Source organism: Pseudobacter ginsenosidimutans (assembly GCF_007970185.1).
Lineage (GTDB): Bacteria > Bacteroidota > Bacteroidia > Chitinophagales > Chitinophagaceae > Pseudobacter > Pseudobacter ginsenosidimutans.
In genome coordinates, this window is record NZ_CP042431.1 from 6,630,955 (window position 1) to 6,647,529 (window position 16,575).

The following is a 16,575-nucleotide window of genomic DNA, read 5'->3' on the forward strand; positions in this document are numbered from 1 at the left end:
GAATATCCAACCACTTGAATGAGATCTGAGTTACAGAAATTAGTCTTCGAAGATTGCCCAGTTCACAGCCCAGTCGTCTCCCGCAGCACTTCCGAATGCACCGCGATAAGAGATGCCGGTTGTAAAGGAGAATGAGCATGCATTAGGTGCTCCGGGGAAGCTGCAGTTTGTGAATCCTGAAATGGCAGGTGATGCAGGCGAAGTAGTTGAAGGACGGTAGAATCCTGTTGTGCTGCGCACGAATGGATTCACCAGCCTGATATCTGCATTCGCATTGGCATTCACGAAAGCACCATTATCCTGGATCGCGCAGGAAGAACCTACAGTGGTTGCCTTAGCCAGGAAATTTGCGCTCGTGAATGCAGGAGAACAAGCAGGAGAACCTCCTGCAATGTAAGCGCTGCTGGTGTTGTAAGCATGTACCAGGTTACGTTTCAGAGAATCCACCAGAGAGCTTCCTGTTCCAAGGTACTTGGTCTGTGAAAGACAGCCATCCAACAGGATACCTTCCTTGAATCCTAACACGATCGAGTTTTGCAGAATGAAACCTGCATTCCTGCGCCATTGGTTACCCCTGCCCCTGAGAGCAGTGTTGGCGAGTGTTGATGTTGAATAACCGATCAGGGTCATGTTAGAGATAACAGGACGTGTTTCCAGTGTGGTAACAGTACCGCCGGAATTGTTGTCGGCCTCGATACCATTGGAAGTGCTCTGGTCTGCACGTGACTGATCTGCAAGACCAAGCGCCCACTGGATCTTACCGGTGTAGCCATTGTCGAAATCAAACATGTCGTCCAGGGGATCCACCGCAATCAGGTGGGTAGCATTCACAGTACCACCAAACCATTCGAAGGCGTCGTCATTGGCTTTGAATACTTCAACATAGTCGATAGTGGTTCCGCAACCAACGCCCGCCATGGTGAGACCATTGATCTCCACATTGTCTTCCAGCGGGAAGCCGGCATACTTGATCACAACATACTTCAGGATACCTGAGTTGTCGTTGCTGATATTGCCACCATAGGTAGCATCAGCAGGCGGGTTGCTGGGAACGCCTTCTACGATGTTGGAAGTGCCGTTGTTGGTAGGCGCCTGTCCTAACAGAACAACACCTGCCCAGTCACCTGAAACGGGAGCGCCATCGGGGTGGCCTGGTTCATCTCTCCATGAGGTGAAGGTAATGGGACAGGTTTCTGAGCCTTCGGCAATCAGCTTTGAACCTTTGGTGATGATCAGACCACCACCGGGCGTGCGGGGATTGGTGGTGAGATCGCCTTCAAGTCCGCGGATGATTGCACCCGGATGGATGGTGAGGGTTTTGTTGTTGGAAACATACACCAGTCCATCCAAATACCAGATGGTGTTGCAATCAAGTGTTTTGTCAACAGTGATCACTCCACGCAGTGTGTCGGTTTTGGCATAGGTACAGGTGTCGCACGAAGCCAATACCGCAGCCCTGACAGGCTGTTCGTTTCTGATTTCCTTGCCCGTTTTTTTACAGGACGCAACAGCTAACACCACCAGGGTGAACATAGCCATAGCCGATACAAATCGAATGTTTGCTCTTTTTTTCATAAACCCATTTTTATTGATTAGAATAAGGAAAAAATGAAGCGGAAATAAGAGGATCAGAAATTGTAATTGAGGGTTATAGAATAAGTTCTACCAGGTTTACTGATGAGATTGATGATATCACTTCCATTTTTGTCGAAAAAATAGGCGCTGTTGGGCAGTTCATTTTTTTCTGCTTTTTCTATATCGTTCTGCCCCATATCTTTTTGATAGATCACACTGTAACTATCCAGGAGATTACTGATGTTCAGTCTCGCTTCCAGCTTACGTTTCAGGAAATAACCTGTCAACTGGAAATCCAGGGATTCCACGGGTCTTTCAAAATAGCTTTCAAAGTACCTGAGCGCAGGTCTGAATACGCGGTTGGTAGTTCGGTTATACGTAAGCGATACACCAGCATATTTGTTATCGTAATAGATCCCTGCATTGTAGGTATAATTGCTCTGACCGCTCAAGGGTCTTTTCTCCTCCTTCAGCACTTCCCTTTTTATGATGATGGAATCTTGTGCAGAATTCATGGTTGCCGATTCGTGCATCTGGCGGACTTTCGCATCCATATAAGTGAAATTGCCATAAAGGATAATATCCCTGATAACCGGCACACCTGTGAATGCAAGGCTCTTCCTGGCTTCCAGCTCAATACCGTAATTCTTTGCATCATAGTTATTCTTCAGGTCAAATACTTTGTTACCGGACTGCTGGTAGATCTCCATTGGGTATTTGAAATTCTTATAGAATAAAGACAAAGACATGATCTCGCCTGCACCCGGGAACCATTCGTACCTGAAATCGTAATTGTGCAAAAGCGTTGATCTTACAAAGCCTCCCAGGTACATGCCGCCCAGTTCGTAATCATATTCCTGGAAAAAGGAAAGGTCGCGCAGATCAGGCCTGATTATGCTCTTTGAATAAGCCAGGCGGAAATTCATTTTTGGCGTCAGCGAATACGTGAGGTTGGCGGAAGGAAAGAACTGCCATTTCTTTTCCCTGTTGTATAGTGCGGCGGGATCAGCATCGGGATACAGGTATTCCAGTTGCCGCAACTGATCGTTCACTTTATCCATGTTGAAAAATTCAGCCCTCACACCCCAGACCAATCGAAGTTTTTTGCCGATGCGGTTATCAAACATGCCATAACCTGCATACAGCGGAACTTTCTTTTCATCCTCATCTCCGAAAGGAACGATGCCCGCTTTCAGATCATGTTCCGGAGTGAAGAGGTTTCCGATGAAAGGATACACACCTGCATCATTGGCACCCATAGTGGCTCGTATCACATAGAACGTTCGATGCTTGTACCACCCCGAAGTGCCTGCTTTGAAAATATTTCGGGTAATGTTCCAGTTGAAGGGAACCTGAACTGAGAGGTCCCAGGCATAGTTCTTTTCCTTTACCTTACTCCAGCTGCGCAATACGCCGGTAGTGCCGTCTCCGGCAGTGGAACCAGCGGGTCCTTTTGCCTCGATGATATTGTACATATTGAAGTCAGCGCCTTTGGTGAGTCCATCAGGATCATTGAGGAATTCAGCCCAGAGCGCATGATTATCCGGGCGCTGGCGGTCCAGGTGGATATAGCTTCCCATCCAGTTCAGCTTGATTCCTTTGCTGCCGATCAAATGTTCGCCTTTCAGCTGGCTTTGCAAGAGTGTGGATTGTTGTGTATTGTCGAAAAATCCCAGCGATAATGCGTCATTGCTATTGTCTGCATGCTTACCGATGCCTGTCAATAATTGCTGGTCCAGCACTCTTGTGTAAAAATTCTGCCATCCTAATTTGAATTTTTTCCCGCTAAAGCCTGCACCTGCCAGCACACCGATATTGGTAGTGAAACCGTATTGTTTTCCATAAAGTCCGATGCTGTCCATTATTCCACTTTCCATTTTTGCATCGAAGCCATTCCTGCCCGAGATCACATCCTGGGTCTGCAATGTATTCCTGTAATTCACGGAAGCAACAAACCCGATCTTCTTTTCATTTTCCAGCGCATACGTCCTGCCGAGAGAGAATGAATAGTTTTGAGACGGTTGAGCATTCATCTGTTGAACTGCCCAGTTATTTCCGAATGCAACCGGTTCCATTCCTTTGCTGTCGTAATACGCAAGTACATCGTTCTTATTCTTCCAATCTGATTTTCCAAAGAGCTTTCTGTGATCTGAAACGGCGCCCAGGTATTCCTTTCCTTCCAGTTTCAATGTATGGAAAGATTTTCCCGTGGTTCTGTCGTTATAGCCACCACCTACAGTGATGGAGTTGAAATTCTGCGAAGGGATATCTTTGGTTGTTACCTGCACCAATCCACCGCCGAACTCTGCACTCTGGTCCGGTGTGATGGATTTATACACCGCCACATTATCGATCATATTGGTAGGGATCATATCGTAGCTGAAATTCTTCCGGTTCAACTCTGTGCTGGGCATGATCTGTCCATTCAGCATGGCCTGGTTGTATCTTTCGCTCATACCACGGATCACCACATATTTATTTTCCATAGTTGCCAGTCCGCTGATGCGTTTCAGTGTTTCACCGAGATTCTTATCTGGTGTGCGTTGTATCTGTTCCGCGCTGATCCCGTCGCTGATAGCGGCAAAGTTTTTCTGTCTCGCATACAAGGCTGCTACGCTTTCCTTCCTGGCAGATGCTTTCACCACCACGGATTCCAGTGATCCTTTCTCTCTCTTCAGTGTTATATTCAGCTCGAAGTTTTGATTTTCCTTCACTTCAATATCAGTGATCTCCTTTTTTCCATAACCTACAGCAGACAGTTCCGCTTCATATTTCCCTTTCAACAAACTGAGAGTGAATCTGCCATCGATGGCCGTGGTTGTACCTTTTTTCCCGATCCGGATACTTACATCTGCGATGGGTTCTCCACTTTCTTCGTCAACCACTTTTCCCGAAACAAGGCCGCGAGCCTGGGCAGCAACCACCGCGGCTGCCGGCTTAGGCTGAGGTTTAATGATCACCAGTGTGCCATCGATAATGAACTGGTAGTTGGTATTACGCAATGTTGCTTTCAGTGTTTCGCGAATAGAAGCATCTTTGATATTTACATTGATCTTTGTTGACTCATTTACATCCGGCATGGTATAATTGATACGATAGCCGGATTGCCTTTCGATAGCCACCAGCACATCTTTGAGTGCGGTATTGGAGAAACTGATACTGATCTTTTTTGCGGGCGCCTGGGCCGGGGCCTGAAATATCAGCAACACAAACAGCATGCACAGGAAGCCGGTTTGCAATAGTTGGTCCGGGGCAAAGGATCTCCCCTTCCCTCTTTCAAGGGATCTTTTGATAGTGTTGAACATTAGAATTACGCTTTACTTTTTGAAAAGATCACGATATGCAATCATGTGGTCTTTTTATTTAACGATGATGGTTGAATCCCTGATCACGTATTTGAAATCGCCCAGCAGGCTCAGTGCATGCACGATCTGTTGTGGTGTATGTTGATTGAAACTTGCTCTGTACAAGCGATTGGCGGCGGATCTGTTTTCGATCTTGTAATTAAGTCCATAACTGTTTTGTATAGCCGTAAGTACTTCTGCCAGGGTTGCATCTTCAAAAATGAATTCATTCCTTGTCCAACCCGCGATCGCATCTTTATTACAATTCAGTTCTTTCCAGTTTCCGTCTTTCTTATGGAATACGCCTGCTTTACCGGGTGTGAGCAAAAGCGATCGAAGCTTACTATTGGTGCCGAATGATACTTTTCCTGTTTTTACGGCTACACTTACCTGTTTGCCTTCAGGTCTGTTGCTTACCTGGAAGGAAGTGCCCAGCACCTGCACGGCAAGACTATCAGTTTTCACCATGAAAGGCATGGCTTCATTGGGCGTTACTTCCAAAAAGATCTCTCCGCTCACCAGTTCCACTTCCCTGCTCTTACCGGCAAATACCTGCGGATATTTCATGGTGGTGCCGCCATTCAGATAGATCACAGTCCCGTCTCCCAGTGTGAGGCGGCTTCTTTCACCAGGTTTGGTATTGACCTCGTTCCAGGCTATTGCTGTCAGTTTTGACGGAGATGATAATTTTCGATAAGACCAGTAGCCTCCAGCAGCTCCACAGGCTACTATCACACCTACCAGGCAGGCTGCGCGAAGCCTGGCGGATTGCCACCAGCGGCGGCCTTTCATTGGAACTATTACAGATTCCTGCTCTGTATGTAATTGTTGATATACAGCTTCAAAATTCCTTGCAGCGCGTTCCTTCTCTTCTGGCGTTGGCGCCGGTCCGTTCAGCATTTCCTCCCAGACCTCAGACGCATGCAAATGCCCCTGTTGTTGCGAAGCCTCCTGCGCCAGGGCTTCCTGTAACAGGGATGCCTCTTCCTGCGACAGATTTCCTTCAGCCAATTTTTTCAGTAACAGGTCTAATGTTCGCTTTTCCAAAATATCCTTTATTACTATTACAAAGCTGAAGACTCCGTACCCTGAGTAAATCAGGTTACGGAATTGTTACCATCAAAAAGATAGAAAAGTAGAAAAAGACACAATGTGTAAGCGAAACAAGCTTACGCAGATCTTTCAGTGCGGCGCTGATATGCCCTTCCACTGTTTTTACTGCCAGACCTTCCAGGTCGGCGATCTGGTTATACGTAAGTCCTGCTTCCCGGTGAAGACGGAAGCAGCGGAGCCTTTGTGCAGGTTTGATGGATTGAAGTGCGCGGTGATAGAGCAGGTCGCTTTCTTTTTGCAGCAGTTGAACCGGGCCTTTGTTATGATCAGTCAGCTGTGCAGATCCCAGGGCCCATGTTAATGCATCGATCCTTTTTTTTTCAGCAACAGCTTTCTGAAGATGATTCAACATAGTGGTGTATACGATGGAGAAGAGCCATCCTTCCAGTGAGCGGCCCGGATCGATCTGTGACCTGTTTTGCCAGACCTTGATATACACTTCCTGGATGATATCATCAATAAAACGATTGTGGTGCAATTGTTTGTTGAGATACCTGAGCACGGCATGGTGCGTTTGATGGAAGAACGCCTGGAATGCCTGCTCATCACCTTTTTTTATTTTCAAAGCCAGTTGTTGCATACAATGCTGGATGAATCTTTGGTGCCTATAAAAGTAGCCGCTTTTTCCAAAGAGCAAGATGTGTACGCATTACCAATACATTAAGGATTAATGCGGATTTTACTAATTTTGCGCGCTATGAAAAAGATTGCCCTGCTTCTAACCATTACAACCAGCGCCTGTGGTCTGCAGCTCAACGCACAGGAAATAGAAAAAGAGAATGAGCTGAACCCTGTAACCGTCACTGCTTCCATGATACGGCAGCGTGCATCGGAAACAGGCCGTAATATAACAGTGATCAAAGGAGAACAATTCAGACAACTGCCAGTGCATTCGCTGGATGAACTGCTTCGCTATCTTCCCGGCGTGGAGATCCAGGCCCGCGGACCGATGGGCTCGCAGAGCGATATCGTGCTGCGTGGCGGCACATTCCAGCAAGTGCTGGTGATCCTCGATGGCATGCGTTTGAACGACCCCAATACCGGCCATTTCAATAGTTATATTCCGATTGCACCTGCAGAGATCGAGCGCATAGAAGTGCTTAAAGGCGCTTCATCCGCTATTCACGGCCCGGATGCCGTTGGCGGTGTGATCAATATCATCACCAAATCCTTCGCAGCACAGAAAGGTGCAGAAGCCCTGCAATTGTCTGCCAGCACAGGTGCAGGTGAATACGGTCTCTGGAATGCCGATGCAGGATTCCTGTACAGCAAGAATAGACTTACCCTTGCAGGCGGCGTTCTCCATAACCAGGCGGATGGTGTGCAACAACGCGGCACTACCGGCTTCTTCAATAACACCACAGCCAGCGTATCCGCCAATTACCACCTCAGTTCCAAATGGAATGTTGCTTATCGCTTCGCTTACGACAACCGCGATTTTGCGGCCCAGAACTATTACACCACCTTCCTCTCCGATACAGCCAGCGAAGAGGTTACATCACGCTGGCACCAGCTGCGGATCGGTTACCAGGATGAGCAGCAAAGTCTTTCCCTCGATGCCGGTTTCAAATCCGTAAGCGATCATTACAAATACAATAATGTATCCATCGCCAATAACAGTACATCAAGATTGTTCCAGAGCCGCCTCATTTACCAGCGAAAACTCTCTTCCTCCACAAACCTCGTAGCCGGTGCTAACCTGATGGATAAGAATATAGAGAGCAACGACAGAGGCAATCATTCGCTCCTCATCGTTTCTCCGTTCGTTTCTTTATCACAATCACTCTGGAAAGGATTTACAGTAAGGCCTTCATTGCAATGGGTGTTCTTCGGCAGCATCTCCAATGAACTGGCGCCACAGATCGATATCTCGCAGAAAGCAGGACAATTCCAACTCCGCGGCAGCGTTGGCAAAACCATCCGTGATGCAGATTTCACGGAGCGTTACAACAACTATAACAAGGCACTGGTGACCAGCGGACGGATCGGCAATCCCAATCTCAATTCAGAAACATCTGTGAGCTACGAAGCAGGTGCAGACTGGTTTTACGGCGAGCACCTGAAACTCTCCGCCACTTTTTTCCAACGCTATCACAAGAGCCTGATCGATTACAGCAATACTGCTTATGCGGATATGCCGAGAAAAGACAATCTCTCACCCTCCGGCACATACGCACTGGCAAAGAATATCTCTTCCGTAGAAACAACAGGATGGGAAACCGATGTGCAATACATTCATCCTTTCTCCGCGCAACATAAACTCACAGCCAGCCTTGGCCTGGTTTGGCTGAGCAGCGAAAGCAGTGAAAGCACGCCGAGCTTTTATATTTCCTCGCATGCTAAACTGCTGACCAATTTCTCCGTGATCTGGAGTTTGAAGAACCTGAGCCTGAGCGTGAATGGGATGTATAAAAAAAGAGAAAAACAGAACCTGCCTGCTATCAATGCAACCGTGAGCAGGGATTATTTCCTGATCAACGGTCGCGCGCAATATGCTTTCTGGAAACAAAGGCTGGGCGTGTTTGTTCAGGTTGATAATGCCTTCGATCAAAGTTACAGTGATCTGTTAGGAACCCCAATGCCTGGAAGATGGCTGATGGGAGGATTGCAGGTGAGATGGAGTAAATAACTGAATAAATCAAGAGAAGGCGCTTTCACCAAAGCGCCTTCTTAACAAAAAGAAAAGGAACAAATACCGGATACTGCATGATCAGTAAATTCCGGTACACCAATCGGGGTTCTGGCATCCTGAACCGTAAAACGCAGTCTGGAAAAGCGTTTCAAGCCTTCCACCTCATTTCCCTTTAGCATAATTTTAAGAATCCAATGATTTGTTTTGCGCAAAAAACAAGTCATGAAAACAAAACTCCTACTCATTCTTTTTGCCGCTTCTTTGGCCGGCAGTTGTAAAAAAAGCGACAAACATTCAGAAGCTCCAAAAGAGGATTTTATCCAGCTTCAGCAGATGGAACATGAAAACGGCACCATCCGTTTTCAATACAATGAACAGAACCAGCTTACCAAAATTGAACAACTGGAACGTATTGGTGATGGATCAGTCTTCCAACCCTACCAATACACCAATTTCACCTGGACCAACGGCATCGTTACCAAAGCCGAACTTTTTGATAAATCCGGCAATCTTTTTTACAAAAGAACAAACTGCAAATATGAAGTTGATGCGCAAAAGCGGATCGCCTATATTGCAAGAACATTCTATCATGAAAACGGAACTGTAGACAGAAAAGACACGGTGGATTTCACTTTCAATGCAAAGGACCAACTGGTTGGCGTGGAATTCAGCGGCGAGAATTATCACGCATACTCTTATGATGCGCGGGGCAATTTCATGCCCGAAGACCTGCAGGAGCTTAATGACAACGAAGTATACACTTATGCCTATGATTTCCGTTACGACAATAATCCAAATCCTTTCGCATCAAAGGGCCTGGGATTGCATGTATTCTCCGTATACTTCGACGAACCTTTTCTCGTAAACCAGCTGCTCTCCAGGAACAATCCCGTATATGCGAAAACAACACTCGGTCATACGATACTTGGAGAACACAATATTCCTCTTTACAGCAATGAGAACAGTTATACTTCTGAATTCAGCAATTCATTCGACACCAATGGAGGGTTGAAAGAAGCAGGATTGAAATATGCCTACCAGAGAAAAGAGAACGGGAATGTGGTGGACGGTTATACGGAGCATACATTGCTGCGGTTCACTTGTTTGAAGAAGCAATAGTATACAAAAAACAAAAGCCGTCTCCAAAAGAAGACGGCTTTCCTATTTTATGGAATGAAAGTCTATGTTACTTTACTTCCTCGAACTCGGCATCGGTTACATTTTCACCACCACCGTTATTCGATTGACCAGCTCCGTTAGCACCTGCCTGATCAGCGCCAGGTTGTGCGCCACCCTGCTGTTGTGCTTTGTAAATCTCTTCGGAAGCGGCTGTCCAGGCATTGTTCATCTCAGCTGTAGCAGCATCGATAGCGGCAATATCCTGTGATTTGTGTGCTTCCTTGAGTTTATTGAGTGCGGTTTCGATCGGTGCTTTTTTATCAGCAGGGATCTTATCGCCAAACTCTTTGAATTGTTTTTCGGTCTGGAAGATCAGACTGTCTGCAGCATTCACTTTGTCAACCTTTTCACGGGCTTCCTTATCGGTAGCCTCGTTGGCGCGTGCTTCTGCCTTCATCTTTTCCACTTCGTCCTTGCTCAGACCGGAACCGGCTTCGATACGGATCTTCTGTTCCTTGCCAGTGCCTTTGTCTTTAGCGGTTACGTGCAGGATACCGTTGGCATCGATATCGAAGATCACTTCGATCTGCGGAACGCCGCGCGGTGCTGGTGGGATGCCATCCAGGTTGAAGGTACCGAGGCTCTTGTTCTGATTGGCCATCGGACGCTCGCCCTGCAGAACATGGATCTGTACGCCGGGCTGGTTATCGCTGGCAGTAGAGAATGTTTCTGATTTTCGTGTAGGGATGGTAGTGTTGCTGTCGATCAGACGGGTCATAACGCCACCCATGGTTTCGATACCGAGAGAGAGCGGGGTTACGTCCAGCAGCAGAACGTCTTTCACTTCACCAGTGAGTACAGCACCCTGGATAGCAGCGCCGATCGCTACTACTTCATCGGGGTTAACACCTTTGTTGGGTTTCTTTCCGAAGAATTTCTCAACGATCTCCTGAACCTTGGGGATACGTGTGGAACCGCCTACGAGGATCACTTCATCGATCTGGGAAGTGCTGAGGCCTGCATCTTTCAGGGCCTGCTCGCAGGGCTTGAGGCAACGCTCGAACAGCTTGTCTGCCAGTTGTTCGAATTTTGCCCTTGTGAGTTTTTTCACCAGGTGTTTGGGAACGCCATCCACTGCGGTGATATAAGGGAGGTTGATCTCTGTTTCGCTGGAAGAAGACAGTTCCACTTTTGCTTTTTCAGCAGCTTCTTTCAAACGTTGCAAAGCCATCGGGTCTTTGCGGAGATCAACAGCTTCATCAGCTTTGAATTCGTCGGCCAGCCAGTCCATGATCACTTTATCGAAGTCGTCACCACCGAGGTGCGTATCACCGTTGGTTGATTTCACTTCAAATACGCCATCGCCCAGTTCGAGGATGGAGATATCGAAGGTACCACCACCGAGGTCGAATACTGCGATCTTCTCGTCGTGCTTGGCTTTATCGAGACCATAGGCCAGTGCGGCGGCTGTGGGCTCATTCACGATACGGCGTACGTTCAGGCCGGCGATCTCACCGGCTTCTTTGGTAGCCTGACGCTGAGCGTCATTGAAATAGGCAGGAACGGTGATCACCGCTTCTGTTACTTCCTGTCCGAGGTAATCTTCTGCAGTCTTCTTCATTTTCTGAAGGATCATGGCAGAAATTTCCTGCGGGGTATATAAACGTCCGTCTATGTCAATACGTACGGTATTATTGTCACCTTTGGCAACTTTATAGCTCCAGTGGCTGATCTCTTCTGACACTTCATCAAAGCGGCGTCCCATAAAACGCTTCACGCTCATGATGGTGTTGTGTGGGTTCGTAATGGCCTGTCTTTTGGCCGGATCTCCTACCTTTCTTTCACCGTTCTTCAAAAAAGCCACCACAGACGGGGTTGTACGTCGTCCCTCATCATTGGCGATAACCACAGGTTCATTGCCCTCCATTACTGCTACGCAGGAGTTGGTTGTACCCAGGTCAATTCCTATTATCTTTCCCATAATTGTGCTGAATTTAATGTTCGCTTATTGGTTATCAATCATTATGCCCATTGGTGGAAAGGTGAAAAATTGGCAGTATCTTCCGTTTTCAAACATGTTTTCTGATGGAATGGCTGTGGATCATACTGGGTTTTGTGCTAATTGTTCTGGGTATCCTGGGCAGTCTGCTGCCTGTACTGCCAGGACCGCCGATCGCCTGGTTCGGACTCCTGCTCCAGAACCTCCGCGATCCCAATCCTTTCAGCACCCAGTTCCTGGTGATCTGGGCAGGCATTGTGATAGTGACCATCATCCTCGATTATGTGATCCCCATCTACGGCACCAAAAAATTCGGAGGCACCAAATACGGGGCCTGGGGCTGCACACTCGGCTTCCTCCTCGCCTTCTGGATGGGACCCTGGGGCGTGATCATCGGTCCATTCATCGGCGCGTTCGTGGGCGAAATGATCGGTGGACAGGATTCCAACCGCTCGCTGAAAGCCGCTTTCGGTTCATTCATCGGCTTCCTGGTGGGCTCCTTCCTGAAAATTGTGGTCTGCTTCATGATGCTCTGGTACCTCATCAAATCTATTTGGTAACTTTCTGGTATGGAACTGACAAGGGATACCTGCCAGCGCATCGTTGCCGCCAAAATATACATGGACGATAATTTCCATGCACCCATTAACCTGGAAGGCATTTCCGAACGCGCTTTCTTCTCCCGTTTCCATTTTCATCGTCTCTTCTGCCGCGTGTACAGGAAAACGCCACACCAGTACCTGACGCGCAAGCGGCTGCTCAAAGCACAGGAACTGCTGCAGCAGGATCTGTCAGTCACAGAAGTTTGTAACGAAGTAGGCTTCGAAAGCATCGGCTCCTTCAGCGTATTGTTCAAAAAAGAGACCGGCATGGGACCGCAAATGTTCCGCAACATGATGCTCATGCGGAAACAGAAAGCCAAAGAGCAGCCAAAAGCGTTCATCCCTCACTGTTTCATTCATCAGCTGGTGGAAAAGAAATAACCTCTCCTCTGAAAAGCAAGATCCGAGAAATGGAATGCCCGCTACTTCCCTAGCTTTATTCCTTATTTAAATCAACGATCATGATCACAAAAATGACGCACACTTCCCTGTTCGTAACGGACCAGGACAAAGCCTATGATTTCTATGTGAACAAGCTCGGCTTCAAAGTGAACACGGATGTAACCATGCCACCGCATGGATGTGAAGAAGGAAAAGAACCGCCACCAGACGCAAAGATGTTCCGCTGGCTTACACTCAATGCGCCCGATCAGCCGGATTTCGAGATCATCCTCATGAGTACCGACAGCTTCGAGCCCGACGATAAAAAAGCGCTGGAACACTTACTCAGCAAAGGTGTGATGGGATGCGGCGTTTTCTATACTTCCAATTGTATTGCCACCTATGAAGAACTGAAAGCAAAGGGCGTGGAATTCAAATCCGAACCGCGCGAACAATTCTATGGCATCGAATGTGTGATGACGGACGGCTGCGGCAACTGGTTCAGCATGACGGAACCCAAAGCCCATTAAGCGCTCTCGTTGCTCTTCACCGCCTCCACTTTGAAGGTGAATTGTTTTTGGGTGAGATAACTGAAGCTCACTACTATTATTGTAGTGAAGATCTTAGCCACGGTGGGATAAAAATGGAATTGCTCCACGAACAATTTAATGAAGACATAATTGAGCCCTATGCACACCACCACCAGCAGGAAATAACGGAAAAGCTGCACCCTGCCCTTCAACGTAGAACCGGGAAAAACAATGAATCTGTTCAGTAAATAGCCGGTCGGGAAACTAACGGTAAACGAAATGAGGAATGCCATGATATGCGGACTGATGGCCCCATGAATGTATGCACTACCTGTTTTTCGAGGATGAAATTGTAGCTGATATAATAGATAAAGATGTCCAACAGTGTATTCCCACCGCCACAGGCGGCATATCTGAAGGTTTGCAGAGGCATCCACTTTTTGAATGGTGGATAGAAAAAATTGATAATACTATTGACCCAGTCTTTCAGCATCATGTTTGAATTCGCGCTGCGAAGTTAGGGGAAAGAGCTGACAGGATTATAGGCGTCCGGCTGGGTCTTGTTGATTATTACATTAAATTTGCCCCCTTAAATCATGTAAATGGGCATTGTTGCAGCAATTCAATCGGCCGTTCATCAGCAGATAAAGTTATTATACCAGACAGATTTTCCTGCCGCTTCAGCATTGGTAAACGAAACCAAGCCTGAATTCGAGGGAGATTATACCGTAGTGCTCTTTGCACTGGTGAAACCGTTGAAAAAGAGTCCCGAAGGGCTCGGACAGGAGCTCGGCGCCCAACTGGTGGCCGCCCATCCGGAACTGTTCAGCGCATTCAATGTGATCAAGGGTTTCCTGAACCTCAGCATTGCCGAAACTTACTGGCTTCAGTTCCTGGACCAGCATGCCGCCAATGCCCAATTCGGTTACCATCCGGCAAATGGACAAAAAGTGATGGTGGAATACTCCTCCCCCAACACCAACAAGCCCCTGCACCTTGGTCACCTTCGCAACAATTTCCTCGGCTGGAGCATCGCTGAGATAGCCAAAGCCAATGGCTTTGATGTGGTGAAGACCTGCATCGTGAACGACCGCGGCGTGCATATCTGCAAAAGCATGCTGGCCTGGCAACGTCTCGGCAATGGCGCCACTCCCGAAAGCACCGGCATCAAAGGCGATCATTTCGTGGGTGATTACTACGTGAAATTCGAGAACCTGCTGAAAGAACAAACAGCTCCCATTCTTGAAAAATTCTCCAAAAACGATACTTCGGATGTAGATGCCAGTGAGTTGCCAAAACTCACAGCCATCCTGAATAAATTACCAGAGCTCAGCGGCGATAAAAAGAAAGAAGCGGAAGACGAGATCAAAGAGATCGCCCGCAACAGCACGGAAGCCATGCGTGCCGTTCGCCAGATGCTGATCAAATGGGAACAGGGCGACCTGGAAACGATGGCCCTCTGGGAAAAAATGAACAGCTGGGTGTACGAAGGTTTCAACGCCACCTACAAGCGCATCGGCTCCGACTTCGATAAAACATACTACGAAAGCAATACATATTTATTAGGTAAAGAGCTGGTGGAATCCGGCTTGCAGAAAGGCGTGTTCTATGCAAAGGAAGATGGCAGTGTTTGGATCGATCTTACCGCCGATGGCCTGGACGAAAAAATCGTAAGAAGAAAAGACGGCACATCCGTGTATATCACGCAGGATATTGGCCTGGCCGTTCAGAAATACGAAGAATACAAATCTGATCAGAGCATTTATGTAGTGGGCGATGAACAGAATTATCATTTCAAAGTACTGAAGCTGATCGCGCAGAAACTGCAACTGCCTTCTGCCGATGGAATTTATCATCTCAGCTATGGCATGGTGGAACTGCCCAGTGGAAAAATGAAAAGCCGTGAAGGTACTGTGGTGGATGCCGATGACCTGATTGCTGAAATGGTAAAGATCTCTGCGGCAAAGACCGAAGAATTAGGAAAAGTAAAAGACTTCAATGAAGCGGAGCTGGCCGAATTGTATGATACGCTGGGACTTGGAGCTTTGAAATTCTTCCTGCTGCGTGTTGATCCGAAGAAGAAAATGCTGTTCAACCCGGAGGAGTCCATAGAGTTCCAGGGATTCACCGGGCCGTTCATTCAGTATACGCATGCGCGGATCAAATCCATTCTGCGTAAAGAAGAAAGTGGAATTACGGGTAGTGCAGTGAATAGTGGTCAGTTGTTCCCATTAGAGAAGTCCGTGATCACATTGGCAGAGCAATTCCCTGCTATCATAGCACAGGCTAACGCTGAGCATAATCCTTCCGTGATCGCGAATTACATTTTTAGAGTAGCACAAACATTCAATTCTTTTTATACAGAGCATTCGGTGATGAACGCGGAGTCTGCTGAGAAAAAACAACTAAGATTGAAGCTGGCAGCAATCACATCGCAGATCATTGCTACAGGGATGAAGTTGTTGGGAATTAAGGTTCCGGAGAGGATGTAAAATTGTTAAGCTTATAAACAAACCGCCTAAGTTCTGATTCTTAGACGGTTTGTTATTTTCCTTCATAAATCAGTAACTTCAACAGGTGCGAAACAAGCATTTAATATCATCGTTGTTGCCCAAACACCTTTTTTGGGATATGAATTATGATCTCCTGGATATAGATCGAGATCAGGATATAATTATTCCAAGGGCTTTGTATATGACAACTCCATCAACATTTCATTTGGATATTGACAAATTAGAGAGCCTGTACACTTCAGATCAAATTATAAGCGTGTTGAAAACTACCAGAGAACTCATCAGCAATGAAGTGTGTGAGTTAGTTGCCAACAGATATTCCATAGCTGTGTTTCGCAGGTTCTCGCTTTAGATTCTGAATAGCCCAATCAATTCATCAACTTCTTCACCGATCTGAAAATATCCGCCTTCGTAAACGGCTTCTCAATAAAATCATCGGCGCCATTATCTAAAGCCACATCTCTCGCTGCCGCATCCAGTCCGGAGATCATAATTACTTTTGTTGCCGGATGTTGCTTTTTTATATCGCCAATATAATCGATCCCGAAACCATCAGGCAGGCGATTATCTAACAATACCAGTGCAGGCTGTTCCTGTAGAAGATATTCCCCTGCTTTTGCCAGGCTGGGAACATGATCGATTTCCATATCCTGACCATCCAGCAGCAGGTTCAACAAGAGGCAGAGATCGCCTTCATCTTCAATGATCAATACTTTGCGCGTATTAGTCTTCGTGGGCTGTGCTTTCATACGTTGCTTGGTTTGTTC

14 protein-coding genes are annotated in these 16,575 nt (G+C 47.1%); 7 read left to right on the forward strand and 7 right to left on the reverse strand.

Annotated features, from left to right (window positions below):
- Positions 1–39: 39 nt before the first annotated feature.
- Genes FSB84_RS25955 through FSB84_RS25970 form a run of 4 tightly spaced genes read right to left on the reverse strand, consistent with a single transcriptional unit; the run spans position 40 to position 6,612 of the window.
- A complete protein-coding gene (locus FSB84_RS25955) occupies positions 40–1,575 on the reverse strand; it encodes a hypothetical protein (RefSeq protein ID WP_130540749.1) in 1,536 nt (511 codons plus the stop codon).
- A 53-nt stretch (positions 1,576–1,628) separates the two neighbouring features.
- Entirely contained in the window at positions 1,629–4,880 is a 3,252-nt protein-coding gene (locus FSB84_RS25960; protein ID WP_130540750.1) for a TonB-dependent receptor, read from the reverse strand.
- Positions 4,881–4,934: 54 nt separating this feature from the next.
- Positions 4,935–5,966, reverse strand: a complete 1,032-nt coding sequence (locus FSB84_RS25965) for a FecR family protein (protein ID WP_130540751.1) — start codon at positions 5,964–5,966, stop codon at positions 4,935–4,937.
- 55 nt (positions 5,967–6,021) lie between these two features.
- Positions 6,022–6,612: an RNA polymerase sigma factor gene (locus tag FSB84_RS25970; RefSeq protein WP_130540752.1), complete on the reverse strand. Its 591-nt coding sequence runs from the start codon at positions 6,610–6,612 to the stop codon at positions 6,022–6,024.
- Between the two features lie 117 nt (positions 6,613–6,729).
- Between FSB84_RS25970 and FSB84_RS25975 the strand changes: the two genes are divergently transcribed.
- Both FSB84_RS25975 and FSB84_RS25980 read left to right on the forward strand, forming a co-directional pair.
- Complete coding sequence (locus FSB84_RS25975; RefSeq protein WP_130540753.1) at positions 6,730–8,661, forward strand: TonB-dependent receptor plug domain-containing protein; 1,932 nt, start codon at positions 6,730–6,732, stop codon at positions 8,659–8,661.
- A gap of 225 nt (positions 8,662–8,886) precedes the next feature.
- Positions 8,887–9,783 carry a hypothetical protein gene (locus FSB84_RS25980; protein WP_130540754.1) on the forward strand — a complete coding sequence of 299 codons (897 nt, stop codon included), beginning with the start codon at positions 8,887–8,889 and terminating at the stop codon, positions 9,781–9,783.
- A 67-nt stretch (positions 9,784–9,850) separates the two neighbouring features.
- Here the strand turns inward: FSB84_RS25980 and dnaK are convergent, their stop codons facing one another.
- Positions 9,851–11,764, reverse strand: coding sequence for a molecular chaperone DnaK (gene dnaK / locus FSB84_RS25985; protein WP_130540755.1), 1,914 nt, complete (start codon positions 11,762–11,764; stop codon positions 9,851–9,853).
- Between the two features lie 104 nt (positions 11,765–11,868).
- Between dnaK and FSB84_RS25990 the strand changes: the two genes are divergently transcribed.
- From FSB84_RS25990 to FSB84_RS26000, 3 genes are all read left to right on the forward strand, one after another.
- The gene (locus tag FSB84_RS25990; protein WP_130540756.1) at positions 11,869–12,342 is read left to right on the forward strand and encodes a DUF456 domain-containing protein; all 474 of its coding nucleotides are present in this window, start codon (positions 11,869–11,871) and stop codon (positions 12,340–12,342) included.
- Positions 12,343–12,351: 9 nt separating this feature from the next.
- On the forward strand, positions 12,352–12,765 hold the full coding sequence (locus FSB84_RS25995) for a helix-turn-helix domain-containing protein (RefSeq protein ID WP_130540757.1): 414 nt from the start codon (positions 12,352–12,354) through the stop codon (positions 12,763–12,765).
- 80 nt (positions 12,766–12,845) lie between these two features.
- Positions 12,846–13,295, forward strand: a complete 450-nt coding sequence (locus FSB84_RS26000) for a VOC family protein (RefSeq protein WP_130540758.1) — start codon at positions 12,846–12,848, stop codon at positions 13,293–13,295.
- On the opposite strand, the gene FSB84_RS31280 is transcribed toward FSB84_RS26000, so the two are convergent.
- Positions 13,292–13,588: a GtrA family protein gene (locus FSB84_RS31280; RefSeq protein WP_225979891.1), complete on the reverse strand. Its 297-nt coding sequence runs from the start codon at positions 13,586–13,588 to the stop codon at positions 13,292–13,294. The genes FSB84_RS26000 and FSB84_RS31280 overlap by 4 nt on opposite strands.
- A 309-nt stretch (positions 13,589–13,897) precedes the next feature.
- Between FSB84_RS31280 and argS the strand changes: the two genes are divergently transcribed.
- Together argS and FSB84_RS31765 are read left to right on the forward strand one after the other, a co-directional pair.
- Positions 13,898–15,787 carry an arginine--tRNA ligase gene (gene argS, locus FSB84_RS26010; RefSeq protein WP_130540759.1) on the forward strand — a complete coding sequence of 630 codons (1,890 nt, stop codon included), beginning with the start codon at positions 13,898–13,900 and terminating at the stop codon, positions 15,785–15,787.
- Positions 15,788–15,872: 85 nt separating this feature from the next.
- Positions 15,873–16,160: a DUF6922 domain-containing protein gene (locus FSB84_RS31765; RefSeq protein WP_394367086.1), complete on the forward strand. Its 288-nt coding sequence runs from the start codon at positions 15,873–15,875 to the stop codon at positions 16,158–16,160.
- 16 nt (positions 16,161–16,176) lie between these two features.
- On the opposite strand, the gene FSB84_RS26020 is transcribed toward FSB84_RS31765, so the two are convergent.
- Positions 16,177–16,557 carry a response regulator gene (locus FSB84_RS26020; protein ID WP_130540761.1) on the reverse strand — a complete coding sequence of 127 codons (381 nt, stop codon included), beginning with the start codon at positions 16,555–16,557 and terminating at the stop codon, positions 16,177–16,179.
- Between the last annotated feature and the right edge of the window lie 18 nt (positions 16,558–16,575).

Coding starts and splice junctions, on each gene's coding strand:
- FSB84_RS25970 (WP_130540752.1), bottom strand. CDS start 6,612: ATGCAACAACTGGCTTTGAAAATAAAAAAAGGTGATGAGCAGGCATTC.
- dnaK (WP_130540755.1), bottom strand. CDS start 11,764: ATGGGAAAGATAATAGGAATTGACCTGGGTACAACCAACTCCTGCGTA.
- FSB84_RS25960 (WP_130540750.1), bottom strand. CDS start 4,880: ATGTTCAACACTATCAAAAGATCCCTTGAAAGAGGGAAGGGGAGATCC.
- FSB84_RS26020 (WP_130540761.1), bottom strand. CDS start 16,557: ATGAAAGCACAGCCCACGAAGACTAATACGCGCAAAGTATTGATCATT.
- argS (WP_130540759.1), top strand. CDS start 13,898: ATGGGCATTGTTGCAGCAATTCAATCGGCCGTTCATCAGCAGATAAAG.
- FSB84_RS26000 (WP_130540758.1), top strand. CDS start 12,846: ATGATCACAAAAATGACGCACACTTCCCTGTTCGTAACGGACCAGGAC.
- FSB84_RS25975 (WP_130540753.1), top strand. CDS start 6,730: ATGAAAAAGATTGCCCTGCTTCTAACCATTACAACCAGCGCCTGTGGT.
- FSB84_RS31280 (WP_225979891.1), bottom strand. CDS start 13,588: ATGGCATTCCTCATTTCGTTTACCGTTAGTTTCCCGACCGGCTATTTA.
- FSB84_RS25955 (WP_130540749.1), bottom strand. CDS start 1,575: ATGAAAAAAAGAGCAAACATTCGATTTGTATCGGCTATGGCTATGTTC.
- FSB84_RS25980 (WP_130540754.1), top strand. CDS start 8,887: ATGAAAACAAAACTCCTACTCATTCTTTTTGCCGCTTCTTTGGCCGGC.
- FSB84_RS25995 (WP_130540757.1), top strand. CDS start 12,352: ATGGAACTGACAAGGGATACCTGCCAGCGCATCGTTGCCGCCAAAATA.
- FSB84_RS25990 (WP_130540756.1), top strand. CDS start 11,869: ATGGAATGGCTGTGGATCATACTGGGTTTTGTGCTAATTGTTCTGGGT.